The 17,552-nt window shown below is 47.7% G+C and carries 20 protein-coding genes; 8 read left to right on the top strand and 12 right to left on the bottom strand.

What is annotated here, in order from left to right; translation table 11 throughout:
• Positions 1-6: 6 nt before the first annotated feature.
• On the top strand, positions 7-990 hold the full coding sequence (locus ACYX4J_RS00465; protein ID WP_476177634.1) for an alpha/beta hydrolase: 984 nt from the start codon (positions 7-9) through the stop codon (positions 988-990).
• A 202-nt stretch (positions 991-1,192) separates the two neighbouring features.
• Here ACYX4J_RS00465 and ACYX4J_RS00470 read toward each other — a convergent pair whose 3' ends face one another.
• The 8 genes from ACYX4J_RS00470 to serA all read right to left on the bottom strand — a co-directional run bounded on the left by ACYX4J_RS00470 (position 1,193) and on the right by serA (position 8,973).
• Entirely contained in the window at positions 1,193-1,633 is a 441-nt protein-coding gene (locus ACYX4J_RS00470) for a DUF6326 family protein (protein WP_476177635.1), read from the bottom strand.
• Entirely contained in the window at positions 1,630-2,361 is a 732-nt protein-coding gene (locus ACYX4J_RS00475; RefSeq protein ID WP_475707722.1) for a DUF4386 domain-containing protein, read from the bottom strand. Before ACYX4J_RS00475 ends, ACYX4J_RS00470 begins: the two co-directional genes overlap by 4 nt.
• Positions 2,362-2,801: 440 nt before the next feature.
• Positions 2,802-3,974: an MBL fold metallo-hydrolase gene (locus ACYX4J_RS00480; RefSeq protein ID WP_476177636.1), complete on the bottom strand. Its 1,173-nt coding sequence runs from the start codon at positions 3,972-3,974 to the stop codon at positions 2,802-2,804.
• A 147-nt stretch (positions 3,975-4,121) separates the two neighbouring features.
• The gene (locus ACYX4J_RS00485; RefSeq protein WP_444892261.1) at positions 4,122-4,571 is read right to left on the bottom strand and encodes a cupin domain-containing protein; all 450 of its coding nucleotides are present in this window, start codon (positions 4,569-4,571) and stop codon (positions 4,122-4,124) included.
• A 138-nt stretch (positions 4,572-4,709) separates the two neighbouring features.
• Positions 4,710-5,492, bottom strand: a complete 783-nt coding sequence (locus ACYX4J_RS00490) for a LytR/AlgR family response regulator transcription factor (protein WP_476177637.1) — start codon at positions 5,490-5,492, stop codon at positions 4,710-4,712.
• A complete protein-coding gene (locus ACYX4J_RS00495; protein WP_476177638.1) occupies positions 5,489-6,565 on the bottom strand; it encodes a sensor histidine kinase in 1,077 nt (358 codons plus the stop codon). The genes ACYX4J_RS00490 and ACYX4J_RS00495 overlap by 4 nt, the downstream gene beginning before the upstream one ends.
• A 51-nt stretch (positions 6,566-6,616) precedes the next feature.
• The gene (rarD, locus tag ACYX4J_RS00500; RefSeq protein ID WP_108734831.1) at positions 6,617-7,525 is read right to left on the bottom strand and encodes an EamA family transporter RarD; all 909 of its coding nucleotides are present in this window, start codon (positions 7,523-7,525) and stop codon (positions 6,617-6,619) included.
• A gap of 200 nt (positions 7,526-7,725) precedes the next feature.
• Positions 7,726-8,973: a phosphoglycerate dehydrogenase gene (gene serA / locus ACYX4J_RS00505; RefSeq protein ID WP_413663649.1), complete on the bottom strand. Its 1,248-nt coding sequence runs from the start codon at positions 8,971-8,973 to the stop codon at positions 7,726-7,728.
• A gap of 150 nt (positions 8,974-9,123) precedes the next feature.
• Between serA and ACYX4J_RS00510 the strand changes: the two genes are divergently transcribed.
• The 7 genes from ACYX4J_RS00510 (at position 9,124) to ACYX4J_RS00540 (ending at position 14,263) form a co-directional block, all read left to right on the top strand.
• Positions 9,124-9,786 (top strand): fumarylacetoacetate hydrolase family protein, encoded by a 663-nt coding sequence (locus ACYX4J_RS00510; RefSeq protein ID WP_282930887.1) that lies wholly within the window; start codon positions 9,124-9,126, stop codon positions 9,784-9,786.
• An 84-nt stretch (positions 9,787-9,870) separates the two neighbouring features.
• Positions 9,871-11,379, top strand: coding sequence for an aldehyde dehydrogenase (locus ACYX4J_RS00515; RefSeq protein ID WP_476177639.1), 1,509 nt, complete (start codon positions 9,871-9,873; stop codon positions 11,377-11,379).
• 269 nt (positions 11,380-11,648) lie between these two features.
• On the top strand, positions 11,649-12,047 hold the full coding sequence (locus tag ACYX4J_RS00520; protein WP_445359133.1) for a hypothetical protein: 399 nt from the start codon (positions 11,649-11,651) through the stop codon (positions 12,045-12,047).
• 96 nt (positions 12,048-12,143) lie between these two features.
• Positions 12,144-12,455 (top strand): putative signal transducing protein, encoded by a 312-nt coding sequence (locus ACYX4J_RS00525; protein ID WP_282930890.1) that lies wholly within the window; start codon positions 12,144-12,146, stop codon positions 12,453-12,455.
• Positions 12,397-12,888 carry a VOC family protein gene (locus tag ACYX4J_RS00530; protein WP_282930891.1) on the top strand — a complete coding sequence of 164 codons (492 nt, stop codon included), beginning with the start codon at positions 12,397-12,399 and terminating at the stop codon, positions 12,886-12,888. The genes ACYX4J_RS00525 and ACYX4J_RS00530 overlap by 59 nt, the downstream gene beginning before the upstream one ends.
• A gap of 140 nt (positions 12,889-13,028) precedes the next feature.
• A complete protein-coding gene (locus tag ACYX4J_RS00535) occupies positions 13,029-13,415 on the top strand; it encodes a SpoIIAA family protein (RefSeq protein WP_445359132.1) in 387 nt (128 codons plus the stop codon).
• Positions 13,416-13,504: 89 nt separating this feature from the next.
• On the top strand, positions 13,505-14,263 hold the full coding sequence (locus tag ACYX4J_RS00540) for a TerC family protein (protein ID WP_445362709.1): 759 nt from the start codon (positions 13,505-13,507) through the stop codon (positions 14,261-14,263).
• A 62-nt stretch (positions 14,264-14,325) separates the two neighbouring features.
• Here the strand turns inward: ACYX4J_RS00540 and ACYX4J_RS00545 are convergent, their stop codons facing one another.
• From ACYX4J_RS00545 to ACYX4J_RS00560, 4 genes are all read right to left on the bottom strand, one after another.
• Positions 14,326-14,778 (bottom strand): phosphate-starvation-inducible PsiE family protein, encoded by a 453-nt coding sequence (locus tag ACYX4J_RS00545; protein ID WP_282930894.1) that lies wholly within the window; start codon positions 14,776-14,778, stop codon positions 14,326-14,328.
• Between the two features lie 55 nt (positions 14,779-14,833).
• Positions 14,834-15,430: a lipase family alpha/beta hydrolase gene (locus ACYX4J_RS00550; RefSeq protein WP_445359130.1), complete on the bottom strand. Its 597-nt coding sequence runs from the start codon at positions 15,428-15,430 to the stop codon at positions 14,834-14,836.
• A gap of 213 nt (positions 15,431-15,643) precedes the next feature.
• Positions 15,644-16,573, bottom strand: a complete 930-nt coding sequence (locus tag ACYX4J_RS00555; protein WP_476177640.1) for an alpha/beta hydrolase — start codon at positions 16,571-16,573, stop codon at positions 15,644-15,646.
• Between the two features lie 100 nt (positions 16,574-16,673).
• Positions 16,674-17,501, bottom strand: coding sequence for a DUF5694 domain-containing protein (locus ACYX4J_RS00560; protein ID WP_476177641.1), 828 nt, complete (start codon positions 17,499-17,501; stop codon positions 16,674-16,676).
• Positions 17,502-17,552 lie beyond the last annotated feature (51 nt).

Raw genomic sequence — 17,552 nt, forward strand, 5'->3', positions numbered from 1 at the left:
GCACTAATGGATACTTTGCAAGACCTCAGCACCTACGATAATAGCCCGGTAATAAAGCGCCCGGACTACTCTGCATTGCGTCAGAAGTTGCCTGAACTGGATTTCGGCGCTGACGAAACCCCTCTGTGCAAAGAGCTGCGGGATTATCGTAATTTTTACGATTTGCATTTTCCCCGAGCCCATAAGACCGGGGTAGGCACTTTTAAAGTTGCCGGATTTGAACTGGTTTCACAGTATTGGATGGTCGAGAAACCCAAGGGCACCTTGTTTATTTGCCACGGCTATTTTGATCATACGGGTATTTATGGCCCGGCAATCCGCTTTGGCTTGGAGCGGGACCTCAATGTAGTGATTTTTGATTTCCCCGGACATGGTTTATCCAGTGGTGAGCGTGTTGCTATCTATACTTTCCTGCAATACCGCCAGGCGTTTGATGGACTGTTGGAAATTGCGCGAAATAAGTTGCCCGGGCCCTGGCATGCAATGGGCCAGAGCACCGGTGGCGCTGCACTACTGGCCCATCTGCAATACAGCCGCTGGCAGCCTCTGGATAAGGTCTTTTTGTTGGCTCCCTTGGTAAGGCCGTCAAACTGGGCCTGGCTAAATCGCTGGAAATATTATGTGGGCCGCCTGTTTATCCGCGAACCCGGCCGGGCCTTTACGATTAATACCCACGATGTGGAGTTTTCTCGACGTCAGGCACTCAGGGACCCCCTTCAATCTCAATCAATCTCTATGAGCTGGCTCAGGGCGATGGTGGATTGGTTGCAGACATTTCCCCGCACGGCACGCAACCCGCGCCCGATCCTTTTGGTTCAGGGAACGGATGATAAAACCGTTGATTGGCGTTATGGTCTTCATGCTGTTCGGAATCGTTTTCCCAATTGCCACCGGGTATTGATACGCGGCGCTCGGCACCAGATGATTAACGAAACCCAACCTTATCGCCATCAAATATTAGCGGCGATGGATGAGTGGTTAACCAAATAGGCTGTGAGCGATAACTTGTATCGCTCAACTCGCAGAGTTTTGACCTGCACTTTTCACTCGGAAAGCCTTAGCGAATCTACTTAGTTAGAAGAAATGAACGCTCTGTAAATTTCCCCGATAAGGTCGAAGACGCCATCCATGCCTTATGCGGCGGTGCCTAAGTACAATATGTTCTTTCCTTCTCCTTTGGTCAAAAACTCTATTAATACTCCTCATGAGGCCAGCGCCAAGCCAGCCAAATAATAGCTAATTTGAGAATAATCTCGATAAATCCCAGATAGAAGTAGAAATACCAGGTGGACATTAAAAATGTTACAAATAAGAAAATAATGAAAACTGAGGATATAACTATATTTATCCAGCGAGAGACAGATGGATTAAGTAATAAAGTAAGGGCAACCATAATACAGGGGAGTGACACAATGATTGATACAGTAAGTAGTGACTCTTGTGTGACCGCTCCAAATGGCCCGAACCCCTCAATTATTCTATCTATTTTTCCTGTCCTAAATAGCCCAAAGAAATCCCCATAGATGTAAAGTAGTACTACTGAAGCCCATAGCCCGGCTATTTTAATCTTAACATCTATATGACTGTCAGTGAGCTTGGTCGATGTGCTCTTTAAGTTGTCTTTATCGTTCATGACATTCCCTCGATCTTACTGGTAGATAACTTTTGATTTGATTCGGTAATAGTTGGTGGAGTTCTAACGCCCATAATTAGTAACCATAGACAGGTTCCGATCTCCCCTAGAGAGGCGGGTACTCTAATAAAAGCGGGGATTTGATATTCAGGGAAAAGTAAATTTGCGCAGAACCTTACTAAATAGCTAAGGCATCCTGCCATTAACAGTATGCCCAGTATTTTTGGTAGTAAGTTTGATTTGTAGACCAGGTATCCGAAAGGAAGTAACCATAATCCCCAGAGAACATGGATTATTTGGATTCCGTTACTATACGATTTTAATAACAATAATACCTGGGTATAAATTTGTTCTTTTTCAAAAGTTAGGAGATATTCTGCTCCGCTAAGAAGTGTGAGAGCATCAACTTTGTTAACTATATTGAGTAGAGTAAATGGAATACTGGTGAGAGCAAAAATAACCATTAACAACGCACATCCTCTATTTACAGGTGCAAGTGTGCGATATAAAGCTAGTGGCAGTATTGAAAATAGTATATAGAGAAGTATCCCGCCTAAAATTCCTAATCTATATAGAAATTCATATTCCAGGATGTTTTGCGCTGTTAATGATGCATTTTCCCACGCTGTGGGAATTTTAGAAGGCACATATACTAAAGAAAATATTCCCAACAATATAGTAAGTAAATAAATAAGCCCAGAAAGTCTGGCATATTCTTTTTGAGTCATTTTATATCCTTGTAAAATCAAATTGACAGATAGAGAGCCAATAGTCGGTTAGGTCCTAGTCGCGGTACCCATATAAAGGGGACTGCGATGAAATTCCAACCACGGTAATCAGCTGGAATTTCATAAGAAGAATATGGTCAGCAAAGACGTACTTATGGTGTTGTTCCGTTGTGAATAGAGGTAAAGATTCTGTATCGCTAACGGTACTGAGACTATTGGGTGTGGGGTACTAGCTATTGACACCATGGTGGTCTCTTTAGAGTCACTGTATGCAAAGAAACCTATTGGAATATTGAGTTGTGCGCTACCCAGCTAGACATGGGCTGCGGAAAGCATGGTTTGAAGTGCGGAATAGTGAGATAAGTGATTTGGGATGGTATGGCCATCCAGAAGATTTGTGAGCCGCCAACTGTATGCGGCTCACACTGTTTAGCCTGCTGTTAATCGGGTTGTTGACTGGCTTTCTTGGATTCGGAGGGACTCGGTGTGGAGGCTGGCTTCTTGCGGAGTTTATCACTTTTCTCCGAAGTCTGTTTTGCACTTGTGGGAACTTTGTTAGTAGGGTATTCAACCTTACAGGTACCCTGTCCATTGTCCGATAGCACAATTTCATCCAGGTCATCCATTACCCGAATTGGGCCCGAGTAGAATTTACGCATTCCCTTAATAAAGCCGATCTTGTCAGCTTCAGTAACGGGGGGTGGTATTAGGTGTGTTAAGGCAACCGATTTTACTCCCGCTTTGGTTGCCATCTTGGCAATGTCCAGAGTATTGGAATGGTAGTGGATAATTTGATTTGCCTTCTCATATCGCAAACGAGCGCGACGGTTATCCCCGGTTTGCTTCAGCTTGCTGATGTATTGGGCATAGCTGAGAGCCTCAGAAATCAGTAGATCGGCATCCCGTTCAATTGGCTCTAGCGCATCGAAAACATGGGTATCACCAGTAATGATGACTTTACAGGGGCCAAAACGTATCTCGTAACCAAATGCGGGAAAAACCGGTTCGTGATGTACGGCAAACACAGAGACATAGGTATCCCTGTGGTGCCACACATCTTGTACGACCTCGCTTTGATCCCCGGCAATATTCACTAGGTGGGGAGTGGCGACCGCTAGGACTGGATCGAGAATTCCCTGCCTATTTGCCGATCGAAAAAGGATGTCCGGCCCAAAACTCTTGTTAATTCCATCCAAAATGCGATGGATGCCGTAGGGTCCGTAGACATTAATAGGCGAGTCGGCACCAACAAACCAGGACTCGTTGATCACCATGGCCAAACCACCAAAGTGATCCGAGTGCCAGTGGGTAATAAAAATGGGGTCCAGCTGGGCGAGATTAAGGCCGAGCTGGCCAATTCTTGCTGTAGCTCCTTCGCCGGCATCGACGAGGAATAATTTCCCACTGCTGCGAATAGCAACGCAGGCGGGATGGCGCAAGTATTGATAGGCTGGATCTGGCGTGCCAGTTCCACAAAAGTAGATGTGCATTTTGCCATCATCTTCCACATAAGGTGGGTAACGCTTCAGAGATTCAGGCTGCTCGGCCAGGCTTGAAATCGCAAAGAACACCCCGAGGGCAAGAGTGGCAAACATATCAACGATCAGTCGCATGGTTTTATAGATTCCAGTCGGTGCGGAAAATACATACCAAGGATATGCAGACATTTTTAAACGTACAAAAAGATGATTAAAAATTTTGGTCAAGTCTGTAGATGACGTGGACTCATGCCTTGTAAAGTATCAGGATTTAGGCTGCTATTAACTTAGTTTGTCATCAGGATTTTTATAGATGGTGGTTGGCTGTCCTTCCAGGCCCGAGTAAAAGAGAATAATAGTTACCGGAGTATCACCATCATTGCGCCCATAATGCCATTTATCGGTAACTTCGATAAATGCCTTACCTGCCCCCAGAGTAAGCGTTTCCTTCTGTCCTGGGAGTACAATGGTTAAAGTGCCCTCTGCTACATAAACACCATTTAGCACTGGATGCTTGTGTACGGGCATCTGTTCACCCACCGGAATAGTAACGCTAACAATCGTTAATTCCGGTTGCCCCGGTTTCACTTTTGGTAGGGAATGTCCTTCCCAGTCCTTTGTAGAGGAAACTAGTGTTTCAAACTTTACGTCGTTGGTTTTGTCCTGGCCAAATATATTTTCCGAGATAAATGCAAGTGTCAGAATGGCAAGGAAAAGGAAGTGGCGGCTCATTGAACTTTCCGGCAATCTTATGGAGATTTATGTAATTCTCGTTCAAGAATTAATGCTGTCCAATAAATTCGGGAAAATCTCTACGGACCTACATCGGAGAAAAAATTGGCTTTTAAATGCCCCCTACTGACAAACTGATTACATTTGGCGGAATAGATGCAAGTAACGCCGGCTTACGGGGAGTATTTCCTCCCTATTTAGCAGGGTAATTCGAGCGGTATCTCCGTCCCTTATTACGTGGCGGACGGCCTTTAAATTGACGACAACAGAGCGATGAACCTGGGCAAAGAGTTCGGGGTCAAGTTGGTGGGTTAGATCCTTTAATGGTGTGCGAATACAGGCCTCCAGATTGTTGTTGCCGGATTCGCTCCAGGCTACCAGGGTATACTTCTCATCTGAACGCAAATAGTGCACATCTTCTACCGGTATCATCCGCAATTGCTGGCCTATGGAAGCGCGAATCCAGCGCAGGTATGGTTTGTCTCCCTTGGATTGAAGCTGTCTCGCTAATTGCTCGAGCAACTCCTGTTGATGATTGACGGGTTTGCAACTGCTGAGCCTTTCCCTAAGCCGCTCGGCGGTATCGGCGAGCCGCTCAATCTCTACCGGTTTTACCAGGTAGTCCAGTGCACCCTGCCTAAAAGCTTCCACGGCGTAGTTGTCGTATGCGGTAACGAAAACTAAATGGGCCCGACGCCCGATACTCTGGGCTGCCTCAATGCCGGACTTACCCGGCATATGGATATCCAGAAAACAGATATCGGGCTGCTTTTCTTCAAATAGTTCTACGGCTTCACGACCATTGCGGGCCTCCGCAACAACCTTCAGCTCCGGCCAAACACTTTTGAGTTTGCGGACCAAAGACTGGCGCAGTAGTGGTTCGTCGTCAGCTACTAGGGCGGTGGTGGGCGTGGCACTCATATTTGCTCCTCGGCAGGGAATAGCAATTCGGCACAAAGGCCTGTGGGTTGTTGGCCGATCAAACGCAAGCCTGCACTATCGCCATAGGTCAGTTGTAGCCGCTCTCTCAAAGTTGCCAACCCTGTCCCGAGACTGTTGGAATTGTCCTGGATGCCGATACCGCTATCGGTGACGGTGGTAATACAGAGGCCCCGTTCCAGCTTTATTTCAATATCGATACGTCCCCCTTCCTCACTGGGGTCTATGCCATGGCGGACGGCATTTTCAACCAGTGACATCAGAGACATGGGCAGGCAAGACTGACTTCGCACCTCGTCACCAGCGTTGATAGAAAATTCCAGGCGATCCGGCATACGCATTTGCATCAGGCCCAGGTAAGCCTGCACCAGAGTTAGCTCTTGCTCGACGGTACTTTGCTCCGACTCAAGTTTCGGTACTGCGGCGCGCAGGTAGGCAATCAGGTTGTTCAGTAGTGCGGGTGCCTGAGGGGATGAAGACTCTACCAGCTCTTGTACATTGGCGAGTGTATTAAATAAGAAGTGTGGGGCCACCTGGGATTGCAATAAACGCAGCCGCGCATTGAGCGCCTGGTGCTCCAGGGCGCCCCGCTGCCGTTCAAAAAGTTGCGCCTGCTCTCGTACAGCAATATCCCGCTGGCGCAACAGCGCAGACATAGCGAGCCAGGGCCCGAATAACATGCCGGTCACCGCTATCAGGAGAAAACTCCAGTGTCGGCTGTGGTCCTGCCAAAGTGGAAGTGCCCCCGGTTCTGTCAAGGCAGGGGACAGGATCAGCAATGTCAGTGGAATAGAGATTGCCACACCCACCACCTGTATTACCCAGCGAGGTAATCGTTGAGGCAAGTTGCGCGGCCATTGCTCGAACAGGCAAAAAGTAACCAGTGCTGATATGGCAGCTGTGCTGGTTTGGAGTAGGAGCTCTGTATAAGTACCTTTCCAGCCGAAGCTGAGTAGCAGGGTCCAAAGCAGAGTAGCGAGCAAAACAGTCAGCGACCGCTGCCTGCTGGGTAGCAGTCGCACTTGAGGTGGGTTGGCTGTCGGCGAGTAATTCATGATGGCCGCCTTCGGTTAATTTAGGCGGCCATTCTTACACAGGTTTTACCGTTAAAGCGCTGCCTTACCTTGTAGATGCAGCTTTCTCCGCTGTGCCAACGCATCGACAGAGTAGAGCGCTAGACCCAGCCAGACAAACATAAAGGTGGTGAGCTTTTCTTCGCTGAAAGACTCGCCCAATACCTGGGTGGCGACCACCAGCATCAGTGTGGGGCCGATGTATTGCAGGAAACCCAATGTGGATAAGTTGAGCCTGCGCGCGGCGATCGTAAACAGCAGCAGGGGAACCAGGGTAATGGGGCCGGCAAAGAGCAGTAAGCTGTTTAACTCCAGGCTGTTGTTCAGCAAGTTGCTGGTGGGGCTGTCGCTCCAAAACAGGTAGATTACGGCCACTGGCAATATAAAGAGAGTTTCCACCGCGAGGCCGGTAAGGCTTTCCACAGGGGCCTGCTTGCGGGCCAAACCGTATAGCGCAAAGGAGCAGGCCAGGAACAGGGCAATAATCGGTATGCGACCAAACTGCCAAAGCTCATAGGCAATGCCGGTAGCGGCCAGTGCCACAGCGATCCATTGCAGTCGACGCAGTTTCTCACCCAGGAACAGGACCCCCAGCAAAATATTGATCAGTGGATTAATGTAGTAACCCAGGCTGCCTTCGAGCAAATGGCCGTTATTGATCGCCCAGATAAACACCAGCCAGTTGCCGCCGATCAATACCGTGGTCAGGGCCAGCATCCGCATCTTCTTGCCATCGCGCAGGGTTGCCAGAAAGTCCGGCATTTTGCGTACAATCAGCAGAATACCAATAGCGAGTACCAGCGACCAGATACTGCGGTGGGCAAGGATTTCCGCAGCGGGAATATCCTGTAATTTATTGAAGTACAGTGGCGCCAGCCCCCAAATGAGGAAGGCGGAAATCCCGGCGAGAAGGCCGGTTGAGGCGGAATCATTACTACGCAAGGGAGCACCTGCTGTGGATAACTCTGGCTTTGGTTCAGGGGTGGCACGTGGATGTGGTCACCTGGGCCTGAAGCAAAAGAATAGGTCTGGCCATTGTAGAAGCGGTGGCCGGGGGGGATCAATCTTTTTTACCGCGAGGAAGGCTCCGATTGGCGTGTCATTGGCGGGTATTTGTGGGTACCCGCCAATGACCGAAAGGCTTAGAAAAGCACGCGGCAGCGCAGGGTGCCGGGGATACTCTTCAATTTTTCCAGTGCCAGATCAGAATACTCTGCGTCCACATCGATCACTACATAGCCCACTGTCTCATTGGTTTGCAGGAACTGTGCGGAGATATTGATGGCATTTTCTGAGAATACCTGGTTGATGGCGCTCAGCACACCGGGCACATTCTTGTGAATATGCAGCAGGCGGTGGGTATCCAGGTGACCGGGCAGTGCAACTTCCGGGAAGTTCACAGAACTGGTGGTGGTGCCGTTGTCGGAGTAGTGAGCGAGTTTCTCCGATACTTCTGTACCGATATTCTCCTGGGCCTCCACAGTGGAGCCACCTACGTGAGGGGTCAGCAGCGCCTTATCGATTCCGCGTAGGGGAGAGACGAATTCGTCGCTGTTGCCACGGGGCTCAACCGGGAAGACATCGATTGCCGCACCGGCCAGGTGATTGCTCTTCAGTGCTTCTGCCAAGGCATCAATATCTACCACAGTGCCGCGAGAGGCGTTGAGGAGAATACTGCCGGGCTTCATCTGCGCGATCTGCTCGGCGCCCATCATCATTTTGGTGGAAGGCAACTCTGGTACGTGCAGGGAGACCACATCGGATTCCGCCAACAATTCCGGAAGTGAGTTTACTTGGGTGGCATTGCCCAGCGGCAACTTGGTAATCACATCGTAGAATCTGACTCGCATCCCGATAGCTTCGGCCATAACAGAAACCTGGGAGCCGATAGCACCGTAGCCGATAATGCCCAGGGTTTTGCCACGGGCCTCATATGAGCCCACCGCTGACTTCTGCCAGCCGCCGCGATGACACACAGCATTTTTCTCTGGAATACCGCGCAGCATAAAAATAGTTTCGGCAATAATCAGCTCGGCAACGCTGCGAGTGTTGGAGTAGGGCGCATTAAATACCGCGATACCCAGTTCCGTCGCCGCCTGTAAATCCACCTGATTGGTGCCGATGCAAAAACAGCCTACGGCTACCAGTTTGGACGCATGTTCCAACACTTTGCGGGTTAACTGGGTACGCGAGCGAATACCGATAAAGTGCGCATCGGCAATTTTCTCGATCAATTGATCTTCAGGCAGGGAGGTCTTGAGGTACTCCACATTGGTGTAGCCTCGGGAGCTGAGTAAGTCGACGGCGGACTGGTGTACGCCTTCCAGCAACAGGATGCGGATTTTATCTTTTTGCAGGGACTTCTTTTGATCGGAACTGTGCGGAGCCATAAACTATCTCTTCACTGAGTGCGAATAACAGGTGCAAAGTGCTTAGATCACTTCTTCGGGGGTGCCGCAATTTTGGCGAAGGCGCGATCATAGCACATGCAGCCTCCAAGGCTTTATTCGAAATTTCTATCCTAACTATCTTGTTTATCTATGTACCAACATCAATTTACCTGTGGCAGTGAAGTACCGTTTGGTTTGGGGAAGGTTGTCTGTGTGGGGCGCAATTACGCAGACCACGCGGCGGAGTTAAATAATCCGGTGCCAGAAGAACCCCTGCTATTTATCAAGCCGGCAACAGCAGCGGTACCTATGGCAGACACCATCCATTTACCAGCGGGGCGCGGCAGTTGTCACTTTGAAGGGGAGCTTGCCCTGTTGATTGGTAAGCGCTTGAGTAATGCCAACGTGGCAGAAGTCCCTGGGGCCATTGCTGGCTTGGGCCTCTCCCTGGATTTAACTTTGCGCGACCTCCAAACGAAGCTGAAAAAAGCGGGCCATCCTTGGGAAAAGGCCAAGGGGTTTGATAAGTCATGCCCTCTTTCTCCCTTTGTGAAACTCGATTGGTTGCCGGACTGGGACAAGCTCAGCTATTCCCTATGGCTGAACGGTGAACTGCGCCAGCAGGGTAAAACCGAAAATATGCTGACACCAATTCTCGATCTGGTGGCCTATGTCAGCAGTTACTTTACGCTCGAACCCGGCGATGTGGTTTTGACGGGCACACCGGCGGGAGTGGGCGAATTACACCACGGCGATAATCTGGCGATGCAGTTGGAAGATGATTGGCTGCGTGTGGAAACGCAGGTAGCTTAGTTTAGAATGACTTCAGCCCTTTGATTTGTGATCACATTTTCGATATAACCGGGAAAACTATCTCCAAGTTAAATGAGGTGTGTCATGTCAGCGAAAAATAATATCCCCCAAAACCTGCAGGAATGGCAGGCTCTGGCGGCCTCACTGAAGATCGAGGGCCGTGCCTTTATCAATGGCAGCTATGTCGATGCTCTCTCCGGTGAAACTCGCGCCACTTTTAATCCCGCAAATGGTGAAGAGCTGGCGCAAATTGCCAGTTGCGGTCCAAATGACGCGGACTTGGTGGTAAAGGTGGCTCGGGAAACCTTCGAGTCTGGCGTTTGGTCGAAAATGCCGCCAATGCAGCGCAAAAAAATTATGGTGCGCTTTGCAGAGCTGATTGAAGAGAATCTGGTGGAAATTGCCCTTCTCGAGAGCCTCGATGCGGGTAAGCCGATTGGCGATACCATGGCCGTGGATGTCCCTGGAGCGGCCACTACGATTCGCTGGAGCGGTGAAGCAATCGACAAGATTTACGATGAAGTGGCCCCAACCGGCCCCGGTGAGTTGGGCTTGGTTACCCGTATGCCCCTGGGGGTGGTGGCCGCCATTGTGCCCTGGAACTTCCCTTTATCCACCACCGCCTGGAAACTGGGGCCGGCCCTGGCCACCGGCAACAGCGTTATCCTGAAGCCCGCGTCTAACACACCGCTGACAGCGATTAAGCTGGCGGGCCTGGCTAAGGACGCGGGCCTGCCGGATGGCGTGTTAAATGTGCTACCGGGACCGGGAAGTAGCTTGGGCAAGGCCTTGGGTCTGCATATGGATATCGATTGCCTGACCTTTACAGGCTCCACCGAAGTAGGCAAAACCCTGACCGAGTACTCAGGTCAGTCCAACCTCAAGCGTACTTTCCTTGAGCTCGGCGGTAAAAGCCCGAATATTGTATTTGCCGATGCAGATCTGGATAAGGCGGCAGAAGCAGCGGCCCTGGCCATTTTCTACAACCAGGGGGAGACCTGCACCGCCGGATCGCGTCTGCTGGTTGAAAAATCTATTGCCGATGAATTTATTCAAAAGGTGGCTAAAGCGGCAGAGTGCTTTAAGCCCGGGCATCCGCAAAACCCAAGTACCCGTATGGGTGCCCTGATCGATCGCAGCCAGTTTGATACGGTTGAATTTTACGTGGCCAAGGGCCTGGAGCAGGGTGCCCAATTGGTTTGCGGCGGCAAACCGGTAGATGAAGTAGCAGGCGGTTACTACTATGAGCCAACGGTATTTCGCGGTGTCACCGGTGACATGACGATCGCCCGTGAAGAAATCTTTGGCCCGGTACTGTCTGTTATCGAGTTCGAGACAGAGGAAGAAGCACTCGCCATTGCCAACGACTCAATCTACGGCCTGGCGGCGGGTATCTGGACCAATAACCTGGGGCGTGCCCACCGTATGGCCCGGGATATATACGCCGGCTCTGTTTGGGTAAATAACTATTTTGGCGGTGATATCACCGTACCATTTGGCGGTTTTAAGCAGTCTGGAAATGGCCGCGATAAGTCGCTACACGCGCTGGAAAAGTACTGTGAACTCAAGTCCACCTGGATTGATTTGAGCTAGCTTTTCAGATTTGAGGGCCGGATTCCCGGTCCTCATGCATTTTTCCCACTCACGCCGGAATTGCCACTAGACATACAGGGCTCCGGTGTAGTCAGTGTTTATCTCCCTCTACCTTCATACCAGCTGCCGGATCGACGCGCAGTGGATTTTCTGGCGTGAATTATCTAGTCAGCTATACCTAACTTATTGCCCTGAGAAAAGTTTGGGGCGACATTTTCAGGATATGAGTATTCCAGTTCACGAGTTTTATAGCGTGTAGGGGTGCTGATTTGAACAAAACTACCGTTCTATTTGTGGCTTTAAGTGCCATTGGTGCGACCTATGCCCATGCTGAAAAAGCGCCAGTTTTTGGCGAAATAGCAGGGCTTGTTAGCGCAGAAAAAATTTATACGAGTATGTCTCACAATAACAATCTCAAGCAGAGGCAAAGAGAGTGGATCAGGCTATTTGTCAATCGTGGTGATCAAGTTAGAAAAGGGCAGAAAATTGCTGAGCATCGCAATAGAAAAGGAAAAATTGTCCTTGAATATATTGCCAATCGCTCAGGCAGAATTCTATTGAACAGCCGTTCAGCAGTTGACTCCGTAGAGTCTATTCTGGAGATCATTACGGTTGGAGAAGAGAAATACTGTGAATATGAAAACTGTGGTTTGATCGGTGTGCGCTGAGAATTTTCAGGAATTGCCGGCTTGGCAGAAGCAGGGTTTGTTTGCAGATTAATAGCTGTGTAATCTGGGGATTCCTGATATTTGTGCGGCCCAATTATGAAACTTATTTATACCCATGAAAACCGTTTGCTGGTTGAGTTGGCAAAGAGTCGACTTGAAGTTGCGGGAATAAAAACACAATTAAAAAACGAATATGCCCAGGGGGCTACTGGTGAATTAGCCCCCAACCAGGTTTGGCCAGAATTATGGTTAGAGCGTGACCGCGATTTGGAGCGGGCCCGACAGGTCCTGGCTGAGGCTGAGGTGGATTCGAATAGCTGGTTCTGCCAGGCATGTGGGGAAGATAACGGTGCAGCTTTTGATTACTGCTGGCAATGTGGAGAACCCAAGCCAGCAGGAGCTGACTAAAGCGGAGTTTTGTGGGTCGCATATCACAATGCAAGTACTTCTCAACATTGATGTCGATGACTTAAACCGGGCGATCAATTTTTATCGAGATGCATTTGGCCTCTACGAAGGTCGCCGCCTGGGAACGGATATGATTGAGATGCTCGGTGGCACTGTGCCTATATTTCTACAGCAAAGGGATTCGGGGATCTGGCCGATAAACAGTAAAAAAAATATAGGTAGCTATGATCGGCACTGGACGCCGGTAAATATGGATATTGTTGTAGAGGATTTGCTTCTGGCAATAGAGCAGGTGGTCGATGCTGGTGGACAGATACAGGGTGAAATCCAGCAAAAAGAATGGGGAGTTAAGTCTTCATTAACTGACCCCTTTGGAAATGAGTTCTGTCTGGTACAGTTTGATGGCAGTGGTTCTGATACTATCAGCTTGTAGAGAGTAGCTATTCAAATACTTAAACCTATCACCTTTCAATTAATATGATCTTTTCATCTTAACTCATGAATTCATGGCTTTTTCGATGATTAAAGTATGGATTATGTAGTGATAATTCGTAAAAGATTTACAGGTGTCTTATGACTGTTACGTCCCATGGTGTGTCTATCGGTTTGGAACAGAAATTCGATTATATTTTCCTTACTGTGAAGGCCCGTGGTAAGCTGACCCATGATGATTACGAAACCATGGTACCAATGTTAACCGCAGCAATAGAAAAAGTTGAGCACCCAAAAATAAACGTATTTATGGATGCTCGAGAATTGGAGGGGTGGGAGCCTCGGGCGGCTTGGGATGATTTTAAGTTGGGTATTGAATACGGCCGGGAGTTTAACCGGGTTGCCGTACTTTCAGATAAACGCTGGCTAAAAGTCGCCGGAAAAGTAGGTAGCTGGTTTATTGGTGGTGAATATCGAACATTTGAATCAGAAACTGAGGCGAAAGCTTGGCTGGAGGAAGATACCTAGATTTTGAAGTGATAAAGCCAGAATAGAAAAATAAAGTATTTGTCCATTAAAGGCTTATTAAATAATAAATTATATAAGGATTAGATCGTATGTTTGAGTGGATAGCCAGCCCTGAGGCCTGGATAGCATTGGCCACGTTGGCGGCGCTGGAGATAGTGCTGGGCATCGATAATATTATCTTTATCTCCATTTTGGTTGGACGGTTGCCTCCAAAACAGAGAGAGCCCGCGCGCTTTATTGGTCTTACCCTGGCAATGGTGACCCGGTTGGTTCTGCTTTTCTCTATTGTATGGATTATGGGCTTGGTCGAGCCACTATTTAGCATCTATGGCATGGAAATTTCAGGTCGCGATATTATTTTGGTTGGCGGAGGGCTGTTCCTAATCGCTAAAGCTACCCATGAAATTCACAATAGTCTCGAGGGTGAAGAGGAGAGTGCATCCTCGCTCGGCAGTGCGGGATTTTGGATGGTGCTACTACAAATTGCACTATTGGATATTGTCTTTTCCTTGGATTCTGTAATTACCGCTGTGGGATTGGTCGACGAGATCTCAATCATGGCAATAGCGATTATTCTGGCGGTAATCGTTATGTTGGTAGCAGCTAAACCAATCGGGGATTTTGTTGATCGTCATCCTACCGTGAAAATGCTGGCACTATCCTTCTTAATTATGGTGGGCTTAACTCTGGTGGTTGAAGGGTTTGATGTCCATGTACCTAAGGGATATATCTACTTTGCCATGGCGTTTTCAATGGCTGTGGAGTTCCTCAATTTGCGCATGCGCAGTAAGAAAGCCCGTAAGACCCCACCGGTAAAGTTACATCACGCTCTACGTGAGGATAGTTAAAATAGTGAGAGGGTGGAGGTGTTCCTCCACCCTGGATTACTGTCTGGTTTACAAAAGTACCCTTAGTTACTATTTTTAAGCTTCAATATTAAGTAAGTAAGGCCCAGTGCGAGAGTGGCTGTAGATAACCCCAAAAGCTCGCCAGCATTGACCTTATCCAGATCTAAAATAATAAATTTTCTGGATAAAGCCAGAATAGCAATAAGTACGACAACTTTGGTTTGAATAATACTCTGTTGACGTGTAACTACATATTGAAGTGTATGGCTAAATTCCAGTGCAATCAGTAAAGTAATAATTTCGCCAAATATTGTTTGAAATACCTTGTGGTCCAGAGGGTCCTGCATGCCCACCAGTAACATATTGTATACAGAATATCCCAATCGACTGATCGCGACTATTACGATTACAACAATAATAAAAGTCAAAATTAAGGCAATCAGGCTTTCAAATTTTCGATAGTAGTTGTGAATTGCCTTATCTGTAATCGAAGTTTTTTCTTCTGGGCTGTCCATGCCTTACTTCTCGTTAAACTCATAAAATTAAAGCTAGTTTCTGTCAGTGAGCTTCTTAATCCAATCCTGATTTAATTTCCCGTTTTAGTAATGAAATTACCTTGCTACTTAGCGGCATCATTCGATGTAGTATCACTGGAACTTCGTAGGATGTTCCCAAGCCCAGGATAGCACTACTATGGGGCATAATGGTTATGTCATAGGGTGTCCAGATTGAAGCCGGTTCGGTAACCTCCAATTTTTGAATGCCTAAGTTCAACGCGCGTAAAAAATCACTGCCGATCCGCAATTGTTTCCCACCTTTGTAAGGAAGAAAGTTTGCCCAGTAACTACCATGATGGGGAGAGGAAATTGATATAAATTTATGCACCCGCTCCAAACCATTAAGGGCTTGTAAATAATACCGAGCGATTATCCCTCCCATGCTGAATCCCACCAGGGTACAGGTAGTTTCTTTATCTACGATGTGCTCCAATTTTGCGAAAAGCTGGGACGAAAGGTGTTCCATACCATGCCAGCCGGAGTTGTAGCGTAGGTGGATATAGTGTACGTCATAATTTTCGGCAGCTAATTCGTGCTGCATTCTAAGTAAGGAGGTTCCTCGATCAAAAATTCCAGGTATTAAAAGAACAGTTCGGCTTTTACGTTTCATTCTTGTCGCAGGAGAAGTGATGCGTTAGGAAAAGCTTCAATCGCAATAGTTATTTGTCTGCCAAAAACTATTGGGAGCTTGATAGAGAAGTATAGTTGCAGAACTATTGTTGGATGCCACAAAGTAGCAAAGTAGTCTTAAGGGATAAGTTGGAATGCCGGCAACTATGTCTTTTATTTATATAGACGCCGGCATCTGAAATAAAAAAGTAATTCAAGCGTCTGTTTGAGGGTTTCCAAATATAAATATTAATATTTCATCGAGTCTAGAATTCCATGATTTCTCATCATGGGCATGACCCTCAAATACTTGGGTTTGCCAATTTAAATAGGAATACCCTTTCTGGCGCATGATTTTATCCACAGCCCGTTGCAGAGGTGGGTAATAAGCATCCAGGGTTTCTGTACCATGGTCAAAATAAAATCGGTGACTTCCAGGCTTAGGTAAATTTGCCTCTAGATAGTCGCGAATAGCCTTAGCTATCGGTAGTTTGTCGTCGGGGTTAATCCCTGGCCAATGGGTGGATATAGCTGCAGCCGTAGAGAACACTTCGGGGTACTCTGTGACCGCATAGAGTGATATTAATCCCCCCATACTCGCGCCGGCAATAAAGGTGTCGCTGGGATCACCACTCACAGCGTAATGACTATCAATATAGGGTTTAACCTTGGTCACCAAAAATTGTAAGTAAAGATCCCCGCGCAATTCGGCTTGGTTAAATGGATGTTGGACCTGTGAAGCTTCTTTAGGCAAAAAACTCCGAGCTTTCTGGGGGAAGTAGTCACCGTGGCGAAGTGTCTCAATGTTATCGATAGCGACAACTATGAAGGGACGTACCTTCTTTTCTGCTATTAACCGAGAGGCGACTTCATCCATGCCCCACTCCTGACCATTCCAGGTGGTTTTACTGTCGAACAGCATCTGTCCATCGTGCATATAAAGGACGGCATAGGGTTTCTGTGTAGGATATTGATCAGGCAGCCATACATGAATTGGGCGCTCAGCAAGTCCTTCCTGTGTCAGGGAGGACAGTGTTTCAAGCTTTCCTGCCGATACCTGTACTTCTTTAGGGGGTTCTTCAGCTGTACACGGTGGTATTAGACTGAAAAGAATACCGAATAATAAGGTCTTATAGATATCCATAGCGCCCTGCCTTTGGGGTGTAGATAAAGTTCTACTCTATCTATAAAACCAGTGGCAGGGCTCCTCCCCCTAAGGGGCTGACTTTGGTGTTGAGCCTTCTTTAGAAATAACTGCGGACATCCCAGGTTTCACGTTTATCATCCAATTCGAGCATCGGTCTCATTATAGAGCTATGCCCCTGTCCACCTAGAACGAAAACTTTGGTACCCGGTTGGGCGACGGATTGGATATTGGCATACATACGGAAGTTTCTGGACCACCATTTGGAGGATAGATCGGCCCCTATAAAGTTATCACCTTGGCCAACGTCATTGAGCATTATATAGGAGCCTACGTTTATTTTATCTTCAGCGGGGTCATTGTGCTTGTCCAGAATTTCCTCCAATGACAGTGAGGCATGCATCTCATTAAATCGAATGCCCCAAGCCTTTAAAAATTCATCAGTTATTTCTTTTCGCTCGGGCGAATTACTTTCTAGATAGGATAAAAGTTCGCCATAGGGGAGATCTTGGCTAGCATCATAGCAGATGACTTTAGGCAGGCCGGCCTTCTTGGCTACTCTGAATCCCAGCTGTTCGCTTTCTCCTCTATTTAGCTTGTGTTCACCCTTGACATATTTGGCAAAGCGCTGATTTATTTTACTTTCTTCATTGGTGTGACATTCCAGAAGAACATGTGTTGGCGAGTCGGCGGCAATCCGTGAGGATAGGTCCTCCAAATACCTTTGACTTTCTTCGGTATAAACATCAATAACTTGTGTTTTCACCACATCTTTACTGGGTTTGCTGAAGTGGCTAAAGTGAAAGCTACCAAAAAGCATAACTTGTGCGGGTTCTGTAGTTTCTACTGGCTCTGCATAGGCACTTAGACCAATAAGTCCCAAAGAAAGCATAATTGAGCCAGTGATTTGTCGTGTTAGGTTTTTCATTTAATATCCTTATTTTATTATTTAGCTTCTATAGTTTGGCTAAGTACTACA

It is taken from the genome of Microbulbifer sp. ABM4_008 (assembly GCF_056311705.1).